Below are 20,006 nucleotides of genomic sequence, written 5' to 3' on the forward strand. Positions count from 1 at the left end.
TGTAAAGTTAATCATTCGCAAGTACCATGGCTGCAACTTTTTCAGCTATAATAGGCGTAAGTGCAACGCCCATTCCATTGCAAGCAATTACTGCTAATAGGTTGGGTTCTGCCCAAGTGCAAAGCGGTTCTTTTGTCGGAGTAAAGCCCATGATACCACTCCAATATTGTTCTATTTCAATGGATTGGTCTGTATCAATATAGCTTCCTAGAAATTGAGTTAAGTGGTTCCGGATTTTGTCAGAACCAGCTAAGTCGGTAGTTTGTTCTTCAGCGATAGCTAAATTGCGAGCACCACCAATTAATATTCGATTGCCAATATTTCTCCAATAATAAAACCCTTCATCAAAATGAAAAGTGCCTTTTAATTTTAATCCCTCAATGGGTTTGGTCAAGAGTATTTGCCCTCTTGCTGGTTGAATATTTAATTGAGGTAATAGGTTTTGGGTAAATCCATTCATACAGGCAATCAACTGCTTGGTTTTGATGGTTTGTCCAAACTGGGTCATTATCTCCAGTGATTCGGCGGTTTTAATCCAACCTTTAACTTCTACACCATTGATGATGCGAACGCCCAATGCCAATATTTTGCTAGTGAGTTCATTCACTAATTTACCGCTGTGAATGCCGGCTTCAAATGAATTGTAAACCAAATGATCAAACCCTTTTACCCCATACCGATTCATTTGTTTGGTAGCATTACAAAAGGTTTGCTGTTTACCTGTAACAGGAGCTAATAATTCATTTAAATAATGAATATGCCCATCTAAATTCGGGGCAATTGAATGGTCGTTTTGAATTGCTTCAAAACCACCACAAGCATCGTACTGAATGGCTTCATCTGAAAAGTTTGCGCGAATTTTTTGTATTCCTTTAAACCTACTCTCTACAATGGACAACATAGCAGCAGTACCCATGGTAGATTCATCACTAATTAATTCGGTTAAACTTCCAAAGCAAGCGAAACCCGCATTTCTGGTTGATGCGCCTAATGGGGTTGCATTTTTTTCTAGTATGGTAATCGATAGAGAAGGAGCTGCTTTTTTTAATTCATAAGCAGACCAAAGACCCATTAGGCCGGCACCGATAATCACGATATCTGTATCGGCATAATAGCTGTCTTTTTCCCAATAGGATAACATAGTTATACGTTGAATCGGAAGTGCATGATGTCTCCATCTTTTACTAAGTATTCTTTACCTTCTATGCGTAGTCTGCCATTGTCTCTACAAGCGGCTTCACTACCGTATTTCACAAAATCTTCGTAGGCAATCACTTCCGCTTTAATAAATCCTTTTTCAAAATCGGTATGGATTACACTTGCCGCTTGTGGGGCTTTCCAACCTTTATGGATCGTCCATGCGCGCACTTCTTGCACCCCTGCTGTAAAATAAGTGTCTAAGTTCAAGAGTTTATAAGCAGATTGAATCAATCTATTTAATGCAGGTTCAGTCATTTTATATTCTTCCATGAACATTTGCTTATCTTCTGCATTGTCCATTTCAGCAATTTGTGCTTCAATATTATTACACATCACAATCACTTGCGCGCCTTCCGCTTCAACCGCTTTTTTCAGTTGTTCTGAAAAAGAATTACCTGTGTGCATAGATGCTTCATCTACATTGGCAACATATAAAACTGGTTTGTCGGTTAGTAAGAACAAATCTGCTACAGCAGCTTTGTCTTCTTTGCTTAAACCCAATGAGTGAATACTTTTGCCCTCCATTAAATGGTTTTGGCAACGCTGTAAAATTTCAAATTCGGCTTTGGCTTTGGTATCAGAACCCACACGAGCCATTTTCTCTACTCTTTGTAATTTCTTTTCTACACTTTCTAAATCTTTTAATTGTAATTCTGTTTCAATAATTTCTTTATCTGCAACAGGATTAATGGCACCTTCTTCACGCAATACATTCTCATCTTCAAAACAACGGATTACATGTATGATTGCATCTACTTCTCTAATATTCCCCAAGAATTTATTACCCAATCCTTCGCCCTTGCTGGCGCCTTTTACTAAGCCAGCAATGTCAACAATTTCCATTTGGGTGGGAATCACTTTATTGGGTAAAACCAATTCTGCTAATTTGGTTAACCGCTCATCGGGTACATCTACTAAACCTACATTGGGTTCAATGGTGCAGAAACGATAATTGCTTGCTTGTGCTTTCGCACTATTACTTACTGCATTAAAAAGAGTTGATTTACCAACGTTTGGAAGACCTACGATACCTGCTTGTAAAGCCATTATATAAAAATTTGAGGCGCAAAGGTAAGGAATAACCGCCATTAGCTTTATCTTAGACTTATGGCACTAAATTATGTTTGGATACTTTTTTTTGTAATTGGATTGGTGATTGCTTTAATTAAGCTCATTCTTTTTCAAGACTACGAAATATTCAAGAAAATGGTAGAGGGCATTTTTGATGCTAGTAAGTCTAGTGTAATGGATATTGCCTTGCCATTAACGGGTGTAATGGTATTTTTTATGGGGTTGATGAATATTGGCGAAAAAGCAGGAGCCATCAATTTTTTGGCCAGACTACTTAATCCATTTATGAAAAGATTGTTTCCGGGTGTACCCGATAAACACCCAGCCATGGGGCAAATGGTTATGAATTTTAGTGCCAATATGTTGGGTTTAGATAATGCAGCAACTCCCTTTGGATTAAAAGCAATGGAGAGTTTACAAACTTTGAATCCGCAAAAAGAAACAGCTAGTAATGCACAAATCATGTTTTTGGTGTTGCATACTAGTGGACTTACTTTAATTCCTTTATCTATTATTGCCTATCGAGCAGGTGCTGGAAGTGTGAACCCCACTAGTGTATTTGTACCACTCATGTTGGCCACTTCGGTAGCAACAATTGCAAGTATTTTAATCACAGGAATTTACCAACGATTAAAATTTGATCGGGTATTGATAGCATGGTTAGGAACCATTGTTACCGCTATCTTTTTATTCGCTTGGTTTATTCAACAATTGCCTTCACAAAAAGATATTCCGGTACCAACATTATTAACCAAGGAGACTTTTAGTAATGTATTGGGAAACATTATTTTATTCTTGATCATCTGTACTTTTATTATAGGTGGGCACTTAAAGAAAGTAAATGTATTTGATGCGTTTATTGAAGGTGCTAAACAAGGATGGGAAGTGATTTTGAAAGTGATTCCTTATTTGGTGGGAATGTTAGTAGGCATTCGAGTATTTAGAGAAAGTGGTGCATTGGAAGCGATTATTAGTGGCATTACTTGGTGCTTCACAGCAGTAGGGTCTAGTGGTGAATTTGTTCCTGCATTACCCGTTGCCATCATGCGTCCTTTTAGTGGGGGTGGGGCAAGAGGGTTGATGTTGGATATATTCAAAACACATGGCCCCGATAGTTTTGTAGGGCAATTGGCTAGTACCTTTCAGGGAAGTGCAGATACTACTTTTTACATCATAGCGCTGTACTTTGGTAGTGTAGGGATTAAGAAAGTACGATATGCTATTTGGGCAGGAATGCTAGCTGATTTAATTGGTGTAATTGCTGCAATTGGAATTGCTTATATTTTTTTCAAATAGTATTACAATTTGGTTTCAGCTAATTCCAAAATAATTTCCCATTCTTCGGGAGTTACAGGCTGAACAGATAATCTTTGTGCTTTTACTAATGCCATTTTTTCTAATCGAATATCTGCTTTAACAGTAGCTAAGCTAACGGGCTTTTTTAATTTTTTTACTGGCTTAAAATTAACCACCAACCAAGCGGTATCATCCGTGGTAGGATCTTGATAAGACTCTTTGGTTACCTTGGCAATGCCCACGATTTCCATTCCTTCATTGCTATGATACCAAAAAGCCAAATCGCCTTTTTTCATTGCCCTTAAATTATTGCGGGCTTGATAATTTCTAACCCCATCCCAAAAAGTTTCTTTGTCATTTACAAACTGATCCCAACTGTATTTGAATGGCTCTGACTTAATTAACCAATAGTTCATTATAATTCCGTTTTTGTTTCTTCAAAGGCAATGCCCTCTTTTTTTAATTCCGCTAAAACTGGTTCGTAGATTTCTTTAATGATTGGTATATGTAACCCTTTAAGGGCAATTTTGTTCTCTAAAATTAAAACAGCTGCAATCCCCAAAGGCAAACCAACTGTTTTTGCCATTGCGGTATGCAATTCATCGTCGCCCTTCACTACCAATGTGCTTTTTAGCGCATATTGCTGATTGTTCATTTTATATTCTAGTTCATGCAACATGACAATAAGATCTTTATCGCCCTCCTGTAATTTCCATTTTGCTTCAAGTATCTCTTGTAAAATTTTTGCAACCGATAAAATTCCTTTGTTAATGATGGTGGGATCATTAAGCCCTAAAAAAATGAATTGCTCCATTAATTCGGGGCTATTTAACTCCACTTGATTTTTATTAAAGTGATCTTGAAAAAATCGGGAATAGCTTAATTCACTCGTATCAACCATTTCATCGTCACTGGTTAATTGCGCTTGCACTATTTTTTCCCATCCCAAACAAAAAGGAGCATAACGCAAAGTAGTTCTGATAAAAGTTTCCGCTGTTTCTAACTGATACAATGGAATATAAGACAATGAATCTCTGTTGGGATAATAGGCTAAGCTTCCTACCTGAGGGATGTTTAATTGCACACAATCCGCAAATATTTGCTCATAAGGCTTCGTAATGATTTCTCCATTTTCTTGATAAATGGCACCCGCCTTTCCGGCTGTCACAATATTTCGCGGATTCCAACTGATTTTGTAATGCCATGGATTGTTGTCAGATTCAGGGGCAATCAATCCTCCACAATGCGATTTAAACGAGCTTATTTGCCCTCCGTTTGCTTTGATACCATGAATGATTTGCATGGCACTCATATGGTCAATGCCTGGGTCTAAACCCATTTCTCCAATGAACAATAAACCAGCTTCATTGATATCATTTTCCAGACTTTTTATCTGGGTGTCCAAATAAGAAGCTGTTAATAAATTTTTTTTAAGGGCAAGGCAATCTTTAGCTACTAAAAAATGCAAGCTGGGTGGTAATAGTGAAATCACTATATCGGCGGCTTTAATCAACCCCTGTCTGGCTTTTTCATCTTCTATGGAAAGGGCAGCTGCACGCAAATTGGGATACCCATTTATTTTGTTATTTAACGTATTTAAGTCTTGGTCTGCAACCGTGCAAATCCAATTTTTTTGAGCAGTAATACCTCCTAAATACTTGATTAAAACTGTAGCAGATTTGCCTGCGCCAAATACTAAAATTTGCATATTGAATTACTTAAAAAAAATAAAGATAGAACAAATGACGTCTACCGATGAAAATCAAGCATTTAGATAGGGTGTAAACTGTGGATAAAACCCTTAAAAAAACAGTGTTTTAAAGCCTTTTTAACCCCTAAAAAAGCTATCTTCGCAAACCTTCATTCAGGAGGCTATTTTTCCCCCTGAAAATGAATTAAAAGTAGAACCAGCAAGATACATGGAAGAGAACTTAATACCAGAACAAACCAACGACAACGACCGCATTATACAGGTCAATATTGAAGAGCAAATGAAAACCGCTTACATTGACTATTCAATGTCAGTTATTGTGGGACGTGCATTACCTGATGTTAGGGATGGATTTAAGCCCGTACACCGCAGGGTGCTATATGCAATGAATGAGTTGGGAAACAATAGCAATAAGCCTTTTAAGAAATCTGCCCGTATTGTGGGTGAGGTGATGGGTAAGTATCACCCACATGGTGATAGTGCTATTTATGATACTTTGGTGAGGATGGCTCAAGAATGGACCATGCGTTACACGTTGGTAGATCGCCAGGGTAACTTTGGTAACCAAGATGGTGATCCACCAGCTGCTATGCGTTATACTGAGGCAAGATTGCAAAAGATTGCTGAAGCCATGTTAGATGATATTGAAAAAGAAACGGTAGACTTTCAACTGAATTTTGATGATTCTTTGGAAGAGCCCACTGTTTTACCAGCAAGAATTCCGCAATTATTGGTAAATGGTTCTTCGGGTATTGCAGTAGGTATGGCTACTAATATGATGCCCCATAACCTAAGTGAAGTAATTGATGGATGTGTTGCTTATGTAGATAACAGAGACATTACGATAGAAGAGTTAATGAATTATGTTAAAGCGCCAGATTTTCCAACCGGAGGAATAATCTATGGTATGGAAGGCGTTAGGCAAGCATTAATGACTGGTAGGGGGAGAGTTGTGGTTAGAGGTAGATGCAACGTAGAAACCAAGCCTAATGGCAGAGAAATGATTGTTATTACGGAAGTACCTTATCAGGTAAGTCGTGATACTTTAACGGATAGAATTGGACAATTGGCCATCAATAAAATTGTAGATGGAATATCCGATGTAGGTAACCAAAGTAATAAAGATGGTACTCGTATAGTAGTTGAATTAAAGAAAGATGCAGTTGCGCAAGTCGTGATTAACCAACTGTACAAACATACCGAATTACAAACCAGTTATGGTATCAATAATGTAGCGTTAAGCAAAGGCCGTCCAGGTATTATGAACCTACACGATCTAATTAAAGCTTTCATTGAGTTTAGAATGGAAGTGGTAATTAGAAGAGCCAAATTTGAATTAAGAAAAGCAGAGGAAAGAGCGCATGTATTAGAAGGTTATTTAAAAGCATTGGATCATTTAGACGAAGTGATTCGTCTGATTCGTGCAAGTAGAACACCTGATGAAGCGAAGGAAGCGTTGATGACCAAGAGTAGCCAAGAAAAATGGTACTTGAATTCTGCAATGTTCTCCGATTTGACCGATGAGTTGTACAAACAAGCAGAAGGATTATCGGAAATTCAAGCGAAAGCCATACTAGAATTGCGTTTACAGCGATTAACTGGAATGGAGCGCGATAAAATTATTGAAGAGTTCAATGGCTTAATTGCAACCATCAAAGATTTGAAAGCATTGTTGGCGAATGAAGATTTACGTTATGCATTAATTAGAAAAGAGTTATTGGAAGTAAAAGATAAATTTGGGGATGCGCGTAAAAGTGAAATTCAATACTTAGCAGATGAAATGCGTATTGAAGACTTAATTGAAGATGAGGACGTGGTCATTACCATTTCGCATTTAGGGTATATTAAGCGTACTTCTGCAACCGAATACCGCCAACAAAAAAGAGGAGGCAGGGGAGCAGTTGGATCAAAAACCCGAGAAGAAGATTTTGTAGAACATTTATTTGTGGCCTCAACGCACGATACCATTTTATTCTTTACTGAAAAGGGTAGGTGTTATTGGATGAGAGTTTATGAAATACCAGAAGGAGAGAAGCAAAGTAAAGGAAGGGCTATTCAGAATTTGATTCAATTACCGGGTGATGATAAAGTGAAAGCAATCATCAATGTAAAGAATATTGCAGACACTGATTTTGTTCAAAACCATTATATCGTACTTTGTACTAAACAAGGTATTATCAAGAAAACTTCATTAGAAGATTTCAGTAGACCGAGAGCCAATGGAGTAAATGCGATAACTATTGTAGAAGGAGATGAATTATTGGAAGCTAGATTAACCAACGGTTCTAGCGAAATCATGTTAGCTGTAAAAAGTGGACGTGCTATTCGTTTTCCTGAAGAAAAAGTTAGACCAACTGGTAGAGGAGCCATTGGTGTAGCAGGTATTGAAGTAGATGATACTACCGATGAAGTGGTTGGCATGATTTGTGTAAATAAGGACGATACGGAAAGAACCATTTTGGTAGTGAGTGAAAAAGGGTATGGCAAAAGAACAGCTATTGAAGATTATCGAATTACCAATAGAGGCGGTAAAGGGGTCAAAACCATTAATGTTACCGAGAAAACAGGAAGTTTAGTTGGCATACTTTATGTAAAAGAAGTAGAAGACTTAATCATTACTTGTAAATCGGGCATTACCATTAGAACGGGTATTGTGGATATTCGAGAAGCTGGAAGAGCCACACAAGGTGTAAAATTAATTCGCTTGGATGAAGGGGATGAAATTGCAGCTATTTCTCAAATTGAAGAACAAGTGGCTGAAGAGGTAATTGAGGAAGTGGGGGAAGGCGATCAACTAGCTGAAGCCACTGAAATTGGCGACACTTCCGATAACGGAAATACAAATGAAGATGCTGGTTTAAATATTAACGAAAACGAAGAACCAATTATTTAAGTACACGATTAAAAACAACCATATGAAGTATTTTTTCTCCTTGTTGTTAAGCGTTGCATTCATTTCAATTGCAACTGCTCAGGATTTCAAGAAAGTTGAAACCACTGTTTTATTAAACAAATTTGAAGAGGCTAAAACAGAGATTGATAAATCTTTGGCTGATCCTAAAAATCAATCAAAAGCAGAGGGCTATTATTGGAAGTCTAGAATATATGCAGCTTTATTTAAGAATGAAGCTACTAGAGCAAAGTATCCAAATGCTGCAGAAGATGCACATATTGCATTTCAAAAATTTGCAGAGCTGGAACCTAGTTTAGCAAAAGCGAAAGATAAGGGGCCAGATGGTTATTTCGATATGTATTCTACCTCTTTTAATCTTGGGATCAATAGCTTCAAAGATAAAAAATACGATGTTGCTTCAAAAGAATTTGAAAAAGCGGTTATCTATAGCGACTACATTTTTAAAAATAAATGGGCTAGTTCTCAACAACCTTTTGACACCACTTCCATCTTATATTGTGCATACTCATTTCAAAATGCGCAAAAGCCGGATGATGCAGTTAAATACTACACACGGTTAGCAGAAAGTAAAGTTACCGGTGAAGGTTTTGTAGATATTTATAAATACCTAATAGATTTTAACACGAAGAAAAAAGATAAAGAAGGTTTTGAAAAATATCTAGCGTTAGGTAAAGAAGTTTATCCTGCTGAAAATTGGGAAGATTTTGAAATTGAATATATTGATCAGAATTATGATTTAGCTGGTAAAACTGCACTATACGATGAATTAGATGCAGCAGGTAAGTTAACTGAAAATAAGTATCTACAGTTTGGTGATGTATTTGTTTCCGTTCGTAACAATGATGGTGTAGATAGTTTAACCATTGATAAGTATAATCGCAAAGCAATTGATGCATTTAAAAAAGCTTACGGTAAGAATAATAATAATGCAATTGCTGCTTTTAATGTAGGGGTTACTTATTATAATTTCTTCAATTTAGAAGATGATAAATATGCTGCTAATATTAAAAAATTACAAGAAATTAATGCCAATAAACCAGTAATCAAAGATCCAAAGAAGAAAGCTGCAGCTGATGCAGAACACAAAGCTAAAGTGGATGAAATTAAGAATGCGAATGCGGCTATTGAGAAAACTTCTATGGAAATTACTGATGTAGCAGCTGAGTGGTTAACTAAGTCTTATATGATTTTGAAAGATAAGTCTCCTCGTTCAAATACCGAGAAAAGCGTGGTAAACAAGTCAGTTGACTTTATTGCTAATATCTACTATTACAAAATGGGTCGTGTGAGAGGTAAAGATGCTAAGTTATTTGACCAATATGAAGCAAAATATAAAGAGTTTGATGCTTTACATGGAACTTTTAAATAAGCTAAACAAGCTCATTTTTTTATGACGATCCGTACCCTAATACTATCCCTTGCATTTACAGGTATCTTTTCTTGTTCCTCTAATAAAAAAGAAGGAGCCATTGAAGATACTCCGCAAATGACTACTGAACCTTCCGTTAAGATTGAACAGTTAATTACAGGCTATGAGATAATATGGGGTATGGATTTTTTACCCAATGGTGATTTACTATTCACTGAAAAGAAGGGGAAGTTGCATCGCAAAAGCGGTGATAAAATTACCGAAATCACTGGTCTTCCCACAATAAATACCAGTGGACAAGGAGGTTTATTAGACGTTCGCGTTTCACCTCAATTCAATAGCAATGGATGGGTATTCATTAGCTATGCTGGCAATTATCCTGGTGGAGGTGGAAGTTTTAACTTAATGCGTTTTAAATTAGTGAACGATCAAATTACTGAGCCTAAAATATTATTGACTTCTAATTCGGCCAACACGATGACCGGCCATTATGGAAGTAGGATTGATTTTGATGAAGCAGGTAATTTATTGGTGAGTATTGGGGAGGGAGGCGCTACCAGTTATGGCGGAGCAAATTCGCCCAATAAAAATGCACAAGATGTAAATAGCACATGGGGTAAAGTCCATCGCATTACACAAGATGGAGGTATACCAGCTGGAAACCCAATATTACCAGGTAATTCAGCGCCAACAACCGTTTATAGTTACGGACACCGCAATCCACAAGGTTTGGTCTTTAATCCATTCACCAAAGATTTTTGGGAAGCCGAACATGGACCCAAAGGTGGAGATGAGGTGAATATCATTAAGGCGGGAAATAATTATGGTTGGCCCTTGGTATCATACGGAGTTAATTACGATGATAAACCCGTTTCTGCAAGTCCAACCATGGCAGGCGTAACAGACCCTGTTTACAAATGGATTCCATCTATTGGTGCATGTGGAATGGCATTTATCACCGATAAAAAATTCAAAAGCTGGACCGGCAATTTATTGGTGGGTGGATTGGCTTTACAATATTTAGCTCGTCTTGAAATTAAAGACAATAAAATAATCAAAGAGCACAAACTCCTTGATAAAGTTGGCCGTATTCGTCATGTGCGCCAGGCACCCGATGGATCTATTTATGTTTCGATTGAAGGACCGGGTAGGATTGTAAGGTTGGTGGCGGAGTAAATTTAAAGCTTTAGCAATAAATTCCTAAATGAAGGGTTCTGGCCACTAAAGTAAATTTCTTTGCCCTTTTCATCTAAAACAACCCACATAACAGATAGTATATCTTTCGATTTATTTAGTTTTCTGCTTAATAAATAGGAAGTAAAATTAGTAGGTTTTTGCCAAGTACCTGTTCCAAATTCTTGATTGCTCGGTACAAATATTTTGTCCGCTCTTATAGTGAGTAAGCTATCTATATTCTGGAAGACATAACCATCATGACCAATCGAAACAAATATTTTTTCATATTCTTCGGGTGCTAAAGCTAAGCTATCAAAAGACCGCAGATTGGGAAATCCTTCTGTATCGCACCAGCCTGATAGAATAAATATTATTTTTTTCTTCCCATTTATTTTTAATGAGTCAATGCCATTTTGGGATAATTCGTATACTCGTTCATTAGATTTTAACAATGTGATATATCCACTATCTTTGAACTTTTGTTTTGTATTCTCCAATAGATTGTTAAAAGTTTCTTTGTGGATATTAGATTGACTAAAACTAAGTAAGGGTAGGCAAAACAATGAAATTAATAATCTCATATTTTTTAAAGATACCCATACACACTTTGTGCCAGTTGCAATAAATAATTGTTATGTATTTTCTAAACAAGTAGTACGTTTATAGAAATCAGTTTTATGTTTGACATTTAGTTTAACTCAATTTCAAAACGATAACTTAATGATCAATTCATTGTAATCTTTTGCTAATTAGGTAGGTAGTATTGTGTAGGGGGAAGGCGTAAGTTTAGTGAAGCGGCACGCCGCCCCGAAGCGGGAAGAATGGGAAGAAATGCGTAAGTTAGGGGATGGAGAAAGAAACCGTATATAAATACGCTGATGAATGGATTGCGCATTGTGTAACAAATAAAGGGAACTCGTCAAGTCATTTTATTGATGATAGTATAGAGGATTCAGATATAATTGAAGTTGCCGTAATAAAACTTCTTGAAGAATACGAATTAATAACATTTCTATCGGCAAATAGAAAAAGCTCTGTAATAGTACTTACCGTTAATGGCTACAAGGCGAGTAAAATAAAAGGCGGGATAAAAGAATATATTAAGTCTAAAAAATTAGAAATAAGCACAATCACTGCAATTGATAAAATATCAAACGGATTTTGGGAATCAATTGGAAATAAACTAGGGGAACACTTAATAAAGATTATTTTAATCGTAATTATTATGGTAATTGCATTATTATATAGGGCATGCAATTAAAAACAACAGAACGATAATTACCCCAAGAAGGGTAATTATAATTTTGCATAAAATTATTTCAAATTTTATGAGTAGTCTATTTTCTACCTCAAGGTACTTGTCTATAATCTTTCGCATAAATCAAATGCCCTTAGCACAACAAAGTTGGTAGCTTTTTTCATACCATTCTGTTGTGCGCTATTTAACATAAAAGTTAGTTATAAGTGTTTTCAATTTCCTTGGCGTCGGTTATTGCGAATTTAATGGCAATAAGTGCTAACGATTTGACTGCTTTAAATTCGCAATAACCGACGCCCAAACGTTCACGAAGTGAACTCACTAGGAAATTATTGAAAACAATTATAACTGTAATATTATGTTACTTAGGTAGCCCGATGTGTAGGGGAAGGCGTAAGTTTAGCGAAGCGGTACGCCGCCCCGATGCGGGAAGAATGGGAAGAAAAAAAAACAAGGGCAAGCGAGGGGAACGAGCAGTTAATGTATATTGTAGGAACAAACTAAACGCATGGGTAAAAAGACTCCAGAAGAAAGGTATTTTGAGCAAGAAAATAAGCAGAGAATTGCAGAAAAAACCGATAGAGAGTTAGATTTAGCAGCCAAAAAAGCTATTATAGATTTAACTAATCAGCGTCTTTTAGATGATAATCTACCGATACAAAGCCCAACAAAAACGGCTAATACTAATAGCCAATATTCTTTGCTTAAAAATGGGTTTTCAGTGATCATTAATACAATATTAGGTATTGCCATAAGTGTCATTGCGGGTTATATTTTATATAAGTTAGGATGGATTTAATACGTGCTACATTTGGCGGATTAGCACCTTTACTATTAGACTTCCTAAAATCCCACCTATAACAGCTAGTGCGAATAAGCCTAAATCAGTAGCTATTAATTCCCCATTTTCGCTACGTTCAAAAAAAATAGAAGCGTTGGCTTTTTTCTTCCCATTCTGTTGTGCGCTATTTAACATAATATTAATTATAAGAACAAATATATGATTTGAATTTGTTGATTATCAATTGATTAGATTGTATATTGGTATAGCGTTAGATAATTTGGTCTTTAATTCTTGGGATAAGAATAAAACAATGCATACATTTAAAAACGCTAATCTTAAAATTGATAATTCATGTTTTCTAGAAGGAAATTTTTACAAGTTGGTAGCCTTGGAATTGGTAGTTTTTCTATAGCTGGTTTTACACCAAAATATGCTGGGAAAAAGCCGATTGTATTGTCAACTTGGGATGCTGGTATCAGGGCTAATAAAGCCGCCTGGAATGTATTAAAAAATAATGGTCGTGCGTTAGATGCTGTTGAGCAAGGTGTAATGGTTACAGAGAATGAACAAAACTGTTGCGTGGGTTTAGGAGCTAATCCAGACAGAGACGGCTTCGTTACGCTAGACGCATCCATTATGGATGAGTTTGCAAATTGTGGTAGCGTTGCATGTTTAGAAAGAATTAAACATCCTATTTCAGTTGCACGTAAAGTAATGGAAAATACCCCGCATGTAATGTTGGTGGGTCAAGGGGCACAACAATTTGCATTGTCTCAAGGCTTTACCTTAGAAAAGGAAGGTTTATCTGAAGGTGCTGAAAAAGAGTATAAAAAATGGTTGCAAAAAAGTGAATATAAGCCTGGAATTAATCGAGAAAATAAAGAAAATCAAATAGCTGCTGCTCCTGCCCGTTTATCAGACGGTTCTTGGAACCATGATACCATCGGCATGATTGCTTTGGATGCCAATGGTAATTTAAGTGGCAGTTGCACAACCAGTGGTATGGGTTTTAAAATGCGCGGTCGCGTAGGTGATTCTCCTATTATTGGTGCTGGATTATTTGTAGACAATGAAGTGGGTGCTGTTGTTGCAACAGGTCAAGGCGAAGACATTATTCGCATGGGCGGAGCGCATACCGTAATGGAATTTATGCGTCAAGGATTATCCCCAGAAATGGCTTGTAAAAAAGCTATTGAAAGACTGTTGAAAATTAAAGGCAGCAAGGCAAAGGATATTCAAGCCTGTATGATTGCCATTAATAAACAAGGAGCTTATGGTGGATATGCTTTACAGAAAGGATTTAATTATGCAGTTTGTTATGCAGACGATAAAAATATTTTAGTAGATAGTAAATTTTTGATTTAACCATGTTGTTAGAAATATGTGTGTTTAATACTGCAACAGCCATTGCTGCTGAAAATGCTGGTGCTGATAGAATTGAATTATGTGAGAACTATGCCAATGGCGGAACTACGCCTTCCTATGGTTATTTAAAAACAGTTAGAGAAAAAATTGGAATTCCTGTATTCCCAATGATACGTCCTCGCGGTGGAGATTATTTTCATACACAAGATGAAATAGAAATTATTCGTAAAGACATTTTGCTTTGCAAAGAATTGCAATTTGAGGGTGTTGTATTTGGTTTATTAAATCAAGATGGAAGCATTGATCAAGAAAATACTGCAAGATTAGTAGAAGCCGCTTACCCATTAGACGTAACTTTTCATAGAGCTTTTGATCGTTGTAAAGATCCTTTAGAATCTCTTGAAACCATTATCCAATGCGGCTGTACACGAGTATTAACCAGTGGTCAATATCCAAAAGTAACCGATGGTTTAGCACTTGTAAAAACATTGGTTGAGCAAGCCAATGATCGAATCATCATTATGCCAGGCAGTGGATTAAATAGCAGCAATGTGAAACATATTATCGATACTGCTGGGGTTTCAGAAGTACATACTTCTGCTAGAATCAGAATACCGAGCTCTACTGAATTTAGAAATCCCTTACTGCCAGAAGATTTTGATATTGATTTTGTTGATGCCAATGAAATAAAAAAAATAAAGTCCATCATAAACAACTGATGAACTTTAAATTATTTGAGTTAAATTTTTTTAATAAAGCATTCTGACTTTGATAGTATGCTTTACTAATTTTAAAAGTTCAACAGCTTTTCTAGATAATTTTTTATCAATATCTAATACAACGTAGCCTATATCTTCATTGGTTTTGAGGTACTGACCAACAATATTGATATTGTTTTTAGACAATGCGGTATTGATGGCACTTAATACACCTGGCACATTGTGGTGTACATGTAAAATGCGGTGTGTGCCTTCTATTGGTGGCAATCCAATCGCAGGTACGGTATGTGAACCATTGGTAATGCCCCGCTCTAAATATTGAAATAATTTGATGCTTACATCTTCCCCAATATTTTGTTGTGCTTCTTCGGTTGATCCCCCAATATGTGGGGTTAATAATACATTTTTCAATCCCTGCATAGGGCTTTCAAAATGATCTCCATTTTTTTCAGGCTCCCATGGAAATACGTCAATGGCAGCACCACTAATATGCTTTTCTTCGATTGCTATAGACAATGCTTTTAAGTCTACTACTTCTCCCCTTGCATAGTTAATTAAAATAGCACCCGGCTTCATTTGCTTGATGGCATTTTTATTAATCAACAATTTAGTTTGTGGCGTTTCAGGCACATGCAATGAAACTATATCGGCATTGTTCAACACTTCCTTCATATTCTTTGCAGCAGTTGCATTGCCCAAGGGTAGCTTGGTTTCGGTATCATAAAACAATACTTTCATACCAAGCGCTTCGGCCAAAACACTTACTTGAGAACCTATATTTCCGTATCCAATTAATCCAAGGGTTTTGCCTCTTAATTCATAACTGCCTTTGGCTTCTTTCATCCAAATACCTTGATGTGCAGCTATATTTTTGTCGGGGATTCGTCTAATCAACATAACACTTGCACCAATCACGAGCTCGGCCACACTTCTAGTATTGCTATAAGGAGCGTTGAAAACAGCAACCCCTTTTTGCGTGGCCGCTTTTAAATCCACCTGATTTACGCCAATACAAAAACAGCCAATCGCTTGTAGTTTGGTAGCAGCGTCTAAAACTTTTTTGGTAATCAATGTTTTTGAACGGATGCCAATGAGATGAACATCTTTAATTTCTTTTATTAATTCTTCTTCGCTTAATGCCCCACTCAATTTTCGAATATTCGTATAGCCATTTTGCTTAAACTGTTGAACGGCTTTTTCGCTGATATTCTCTAAAAATAGAATATTAATGCGCTCTTTCGGATAGCTGGTGATTGCTTGCTTGCTCATAAATGCAAAATAATGTTATCTATTCTTATACCATACGCATAGTTTTCCACGTTGGTAGTATAAGAAGCCATCCTGGCTATCTTTGTACTTATTCTAACCCTACTGATTAAATGTTGAGATTAATGATAGTTTCTGTAATCCCTTTATTAATGATGGCTTGTAGTGGTTCCCCCACCCCTACCAATGATACGATAAACGAAGGGAAGCCATTGGTGTATGCTGGTTTAAAATCGAGTGAAAAAGAAATATATATCAATGCCATCAAGCCCATTTACGAAAAACAATTGTTGAAAACGGGTTTTAATGGCGCCATTTTGATAGCAAAAAATGGGGAAGTGATTTTTGAAGATTATCAGGGTATGATTAATTTTTCAACCAAAGATCCAATTACCCCCTCTTCTACTTTTCATGTTGCTTCTGTTAGCAAAACCTTTACTGCCATGACCATTTTAAGGTTGATGGAGCAAGGCCGTCTTGAGTTAACAGACCCTGTAGAGCAATACCTACCCTCCTTTCCATATCAAGGCATTACAATAGAATTGTTATTGTCTCATCGGTCTGGTTTACCTAAATATGATCAGTTAATGGCTGGTACTAGATCATATATTACCAAAAGAAAAAACAGAAGAGGTAGATGGGTTAAACAAACGGTTTATGTTAAAGATCCAGTTAGTGTTACAGGATTGAGCAGCAATTATGACGTGTTGAAATTTTTGGCTGGAACCCGCCCTGCTCCTGAGTCTCAGCCTAATAGAAGATATAGCTACAACAATACTAATTTTGCCTTATTGGCCTTGGTAATCGAAAAAATTACTGGCCAAACCTATCCTCAATACATGAAAGACAGCGTGTTTAATCCCCTTGGGATGAAAGACACTTATGTTTTTAGTTTAAAGGATACTGCCAATTATATACCCTCTTATACCCCCGGTAAAAAAGCTTATCCTTTAGAAAAACTGGATTGTATTTATGGTGATAAGAATGTTTACAGTACGGTTAGAGATTTACTTCAATGGGATAAAGCGCTGTACCAAGGTAAGTTTGTAAGTATGCAGTCTCAGCAATTGGCGTATGAGCCGTTGAGTAATGAAACTCGAGGAAAAAAGAATTATGGTTTTGGCTGGCATTTATATGTTGATCCTCCCAATCCTACTATAGTATATCACAATGGCTGGTGGCATGGAAATAATGCCGTTTTCAGACGATTAATTGGGGATACTGCCACTATTATCATTCTTGGAAATAAATTTAACAGTAATATCTGGCAAGCCGGCAAATTGAGCGCCGTTTTCACTGATATGGAGCTTCCTGAAATGGATACAGAATAATAATTATACATATACAACGTTTATTGAAGCACCAAAGGGCTATAACCCTTATTTTTGCCATCCTTAAACAATTTAACATTTGACACACAATTGCTTATGAACAATCTATTGTTTTATGCCGTTCCGGCGATGGGAGTCATTGGACTTCTTTACACATTAATTAAATTTAACTGGGTGTCCAAACAGGATGCTGGTAATGCAAGAATGAAAGAAATCAGCACCTACATTGCCGAAGGTGCGATGGCATTCTTAAAAGCTGAGTGGAAGATCTTAGCTTATTTTGTGGTAATTGTTGCCATCCTGTTAGGATTTATGGCGCAGTCTAATGAAGACAGCCATTGGAGCATTGCCATTTCCTTTTTTATTGGAGCTGTATTCAGTGCTACTGCAGGCTATATTGGTATGAAAGTGGCTACTAAAGCCAACGTTCGTACTGCAGAAGCTGCTAAAACAAGCTTAAGCAAAGCCTTAAATGTTTCATTTACAGGCGGTGCGGTAATGGGCTTGGGAGTATCTGGTTTAGCTGTATTAGGTTTAGGTGGTTTGTTCTTAGTATTAAAGCAATACTTCTCTCCTGATGGGGATGTAGAAGGGATGCTTCGAACCATTGAAGTGTTAACAGGTTTCTCTTTAGGTGCTGAAAGTATTGCCTTATTTGCGCGTGTTGGTGGTGGTATTTATACCAAGGCTGCTGACGTAGGTGCAGACTTAGTGGGTAAAGTAGAAGCTGGAATTCCTGAAGATGATCCTCGTAACCCTGCTACTATTGCAGATAACGTGGGTGATAACGTTGGTGACGTTGCAGGTATGGGAGCCGATTTATTTGGTTCTTATGTTGCAACTGTATTAGCTACAATGGTATTGGGTAACGAAGTAACTGCTGCTGATGGATCAAGATTAGTTGATGCGTTTGGTGGATTATCTCCAATCCTTTTACCAATGTTAATTGCTGGTATTGGTATCATCTTATCTATTATAGGAACACTCTTTGTTCGCATTGGTGAAAACGCGGGTTTAAATACTGCAGTTGTACAAAAAGCATTAAATATGGGTAACTATGGTTCAATGATTTTGACTGCTATTGTTTGTTATTTCTTAGTTGGAAATGTATTACCAGAAACCATGACTTTAAGAGGTGCTGAATTCACTAGAAATGGTGTTTATGGTGCAATTGTGGTTGGTTTAGTTGTTGGTACTTTAATGAGTATTATCACTGAATATTATACAGCAATGGGTAAGCGTCCGGTAATGAGCATTATCCGTCAGTCTGCTACTGGTCATGCTACTAATATTATTGGTGGCTTGGCAATTGGTATGGAAAGTACTTTCTTACCAATTCTTGTTTTAGCTGGTGGTATTTATGGCTCATTCCTTTGTGCTGGTTTATATGGAGTAGCAATTGCTGCTGCTGGTATGATGGCAACCACAGGTATGCAATTAGCTATTGATGCATTTGGTCCGATTGCGGATAACGCTGGTGGTATTGCTGAAATGAGTGAATTACCTGGGGAAGTTCGTGAGAAGACTGATATTTTAGATGCGGTAGGTAATACCACTGCTGCAAGTGGTAAAGGATTCGCTATTGCATCTGCTGCATTAACTGCATTAGCTCTATTTGCTGCTTTTGTGGGTGTTGCTATGCCAGATAATCAACATATTGATATTTATAAAGCGGATGTTTTAGCTGCTTTATTTATTGGTGGAATGATTCCATTCATCTTCTCTTCTCTTGCTATTAGAGCGGTAGGTGAAGCTGCTATGGCAATGGTAGAAGAAGTTCGTCGCCAGTTTAGAACCATCCCTGGAATCATGGAAGGTACTGGTAAGCCAGAGTATGATAAGTGTGTGGCGATTTCAACTGAAGCTTCTTTAAAGAAGATGATGTTGCCTGGTGCTATTACGATTATCTCTCCTATTTTAATTGGTTTCTTATTAGGACCAGAAGCATTAGGTGGATTCTTAGCTGGTGCAACCGTTAGTGGTGTATTGATGGGAATATTCCAAAATAATGCGGGTGGTGCTTGGGATAATGCCAAGAAATCATTTGAGAAAGGAGTTGAAATCAATGGTGAAATGTATTACAAGAAATCAGAACCACATAAGGCTTCTGTAACTGGTGATACAGTGGGTGATCCATTTAAAGATACTTCAGGTCCTTCTATGAATATCTTGATCAAATTAATGTCTATTGTTTCATTGGTTATTGCACCTACTTTGGCGCATTTGCACCCAACAGGTACACCTGCTGAAAGTAAAGTAGAAAAGAAGATTGAGATCAGGGTTAATACTCAAGATTCAACAACTAGTATGAATGCTCAAACGAATGCAGACGGTTTGACTGGTTTAGTTGAAGCATTAAAAACAGATGGTGTGATTGAATCTGCTGAAAATGTTTCTATTAAAATTGAAGGGGGTAAATTGTTGATCAATGGCTCTGCAGTTACCGACGATGTATACAAAAAATACGAAAAGTTCTATATGAGTATGAGTGATAAAGGCATTGAAATTAAAGCCTCAGAAATCAGAAAATAAAAACAGATTGATAT

The 20,006-nt window shown here is 36.9% G+C and carries 17 protein-coding genes; 10 read left to right on the forward strand and 7 right to left on the reverse strand.

Annotated elements, in window-relative coordinates; all coding sequences use genetic code 11:
- Positions 1–7: 7 nt before the first annotated feature.
- Positions 8–1,141 (reverse strand): NAD(P)/FAD-dependent oxidoreductase, encoded by a 1,134-nt coding sequence (locus ACTIEI_RS12360; protein ID WP_439506603.1) that lies wholly within the window; start codon positions 1,139–1,141, stop codon positions 8–10.
- A gap of 2 nt (positions 1,142–1,143) precedes the next feature.
- A complete protein-coding gene (ychF, locus tag ACTIEI_RS12365) occupies positions 1,144–2,247 on the reverse strand; it encodes a redox-regulated ATPase YchF (RefSeq protein WP_439506604.1) in 1,104 nt (367 codons plus the stop codon).
- Positions 2,248–2,307: 60 nt separating this feature from the next.
- Between ychF and ACTIEI_RS12370 the strand changes: the two genes are divergently transcribed.
- Positions 2,308–3,567 (forward strand): nucleoside recognition domain-containing protein, encoded by a 1,260-nt coding sequence (locus ACTIEI_RS12370; RefSeq protein WP_439506605.1) that lies wholly within the window; start codon positions 2,308–2,310, stop codon positions 3,565–3,567.
- 2 nt (positions 3,568–3,569) lie between these two features.
- On the opposite strand, the gene ACTIEI_RS12375 is transcribed toward ACTIEI_RS12370, so the two are convergent.
- Both ACTIEI_RS12375 and ACTIEI_RS12380 read right to left on the reverse strand, forming a co-directional pair.
- Positions 3,570–3,983 carry an EVE domain-containing protein gene (locus ACTIEI_RS12375; RefSeq protein WP_439506606.1) on the reverse strand — a complete coding sequence of 138 codons (414 nt, stop codon included), beginning with the start codon at positions 3,981–3,983 and terminating at the stop codon, positions 3,570–3,572.
- Positions 3,983–5,275, reverse strand: coding sequence for a saccharopine dehydrogenase C-terminal domain-containing protein (locus tag ACTIEI_RS12380; RefSeq protein ID WP_439506607.1), 1,293 nt, complete (start codon positions 5,273–5,275; stop codon positions 3,983–3,985). The genes ACTIEI_RS12375 and ACTIEI_RS12380 overlap by 1 nt, the downstream gene beginning before the upstream one ends.
- Before the next feature lie 211 nt (positions 5,276–5,486).
- On the opposite strand from ACTIEI_RS12380, the gene gyrA reads away from it, so the two are divergent.
- Genes gyrA through ACTIEI_RS12395 form a run of 3 tightly spaced genes read left to right on the forward strand, consistent with a single transcriptional unit; the run spans position 5,487 to position 10,737 of the window.
- On the forward strand, positions 5,487–8,171 hold the full coding sequence (gyrA, locus tag ACTIEI_RS12385; RefSeq protein ID WP_439506608.1) for a DNA gyrase subunit A: 2,685 nt from the start codon (positions 5,487–5,489) through the stop codon (positions 8,169–8,171).
- A 22-nt stretch (positions 8,172–8,193) separates the two neighbouring features.
- Positions 8,194–9,561, forward strand: a complete 1,368-nt coding sequence (locus ACTIEI_RS12390) for a hypothetical protein (protein ID WP_439506609.1) — start codon at positions 8,194–8,196, stop codon at positions 9,559–9,561.
- Between the two features lie 21 nt (positions 9,562–9,582).
- Entirely contained in the window at positions 9,583–10,737 is a 1,155-nt protein-coding gene (locus ACTIEI_RS12395) for a PQQ-dependent sugar dehydrogenase (protein WP_439506610.1), read from the forward strand.
- 2 nt (positions 10,738–10,739) lie between these two features.
- Here ACTIEI_RS12395 and ACTIEI_RS12400 read toward each other — a convergent pair whose 3' ends face one another.
- On the reverse strand, positions 10,740–11,318 hold the full coding sequence (locus ACTIEI_RS12400; protein WP_439506611.1) for a hypothetical protein: 579 nt from the start codon (positions 11,316–11,318) through the stop codon (positions 10,740–10,742).
- A 266-nt stretch (positions 11,319–11,584) separates the two neighbouring features.
- Between ACTIEI_RS12400 and ACTIEI_RS12405 the strand changes: the two genes are divergently transcribed.
- Positions 11,585–11,998, forward strand: coding sequence for a hypothetical protein (locus ACTIEI_RS12405; protein WP_439506612.1), 414 nt, complete (start codon positions 11,585–11,587; stop codon positions 11,996–11,998).
- A gap of 505 nt (positions 11,999–12,503) precedes the next feature.
- Positions 12,504–12,794 (forward strand): GlsB/YeaQ/YmgE family stress response membrane protein, encoded by a 291-nt coding sequence (locus ACTIEI_RS12410; RefSeq protein ID WP_439506613.1) that lies wholly within the window; start codon positions 12,504–12,506, stop codon positions 12,792–12,794.
- A 6-nt stretch (positions 12,795–12,800) separates the two neighbouring features.
- On the opposite strand, the gene ACTIEI_RS12415 is transcribed toward ACTIEI_RS12410, so the two are convergent.
- Positions 12,801–12,971: a hypothetical protein gene (locus ACTIEI_RS12415; RefSeq protein WP_439506614.1), complete on the reverse strand. Its 171-nt coding sequence runs from the start codon at positions 12,969–12,971 to the stop codon at positions 12,801–12,803.
- A gap of 159 nt (positions 12,972–13,130) precedes the next feature.
- Here ACTIEI_RS12415 and ACTIEI_RS12420 point away from each other — a divergent pair, with 159 nt between their 5' ends.
- Together ACTIEI_RS12420 and ACTIEI_RS12425 are read left to right on the forward strand one after the other, a co-directional pair.
- Positions 13,131–14,144, forward strand: a complete 1,014-nt coding sequence (locus ACTIEI_RS12420; RefSeq protein WP_439506615.1) for an isoaspartyl peptidase/L-asparaginase family protein — start codon at positions 13,131–13,133, stop codon at positions 14,142–14,144.
- A gap of 2 nt (positions 14,145–14,146) precedes the next feature.
- Positions 14,147–14,863 carry a copper homeostasis protein CutC gene (locus ACTIEI_RS12425; RefSeq protein WP_439506616.1) on the forward strand — a complete coding sequence of 239 codons (717 nt, stop codon included), beginning with the start codon at positions 14,147–14,149 and terminating at the stop codon, positions 14,861–14,863.
- Between the two features lie 30 nt (positions 14,864–14,893).
- On the opposite strand, the gene serA is transcribed toward ACTIEI_RS12425, so the two are convergent.
- Positions 14,894–16,132: a phosphoglycerate dehydrogenase gene (serA, locus tag ACTIEI_RS12430; RefSeq protein ID WP_439506617.1), complete on the reverse strand. Its 1,239-nt coding sequence runs from the start codon at positions 16,130–16,132 to the stop codon at positions 14,894–14,896.
- Positions 16,133–16,254: 122 nt separating this feature from the next.
- On the opposite strand from serA, the gene ACTIEI_RS12435 reads away from it, so the two are divergent.
- Positions 16,255–17,460, forward strand: a complete 1,206-nt coding sequence (locus ACTIEI_RS12435; protein ID WP_439506618.1) for a serine hydrolase domain-containing protein — start codon at positions 16,255–16,257, stop codon at positions 17,458–17,460.
- A 96-nt stretch (positions 17,461–17,556) separates the two neighbouring features.
- Positions 17,557–19,992, forward strand: a complete 2,436-nt coding sequence (locus ACTIEI_RS12440; protein WP_439506619.1) for a sodium-translocating pyrophosphatase — start codon at positions 17,557–17,559, stop codon at positions 19,990–19,992.
- Positions 19,993–20,006: the final 14 nt, after the last annotated feature.

Source organism: Sediminibacterium sp. (assembly GCF_051860225.1).
Lineage (GTDB): Bacteria > Bacteroidota > Bacteroidia > Chitinophagales > Chitinophagaceae > Sediminibacterium.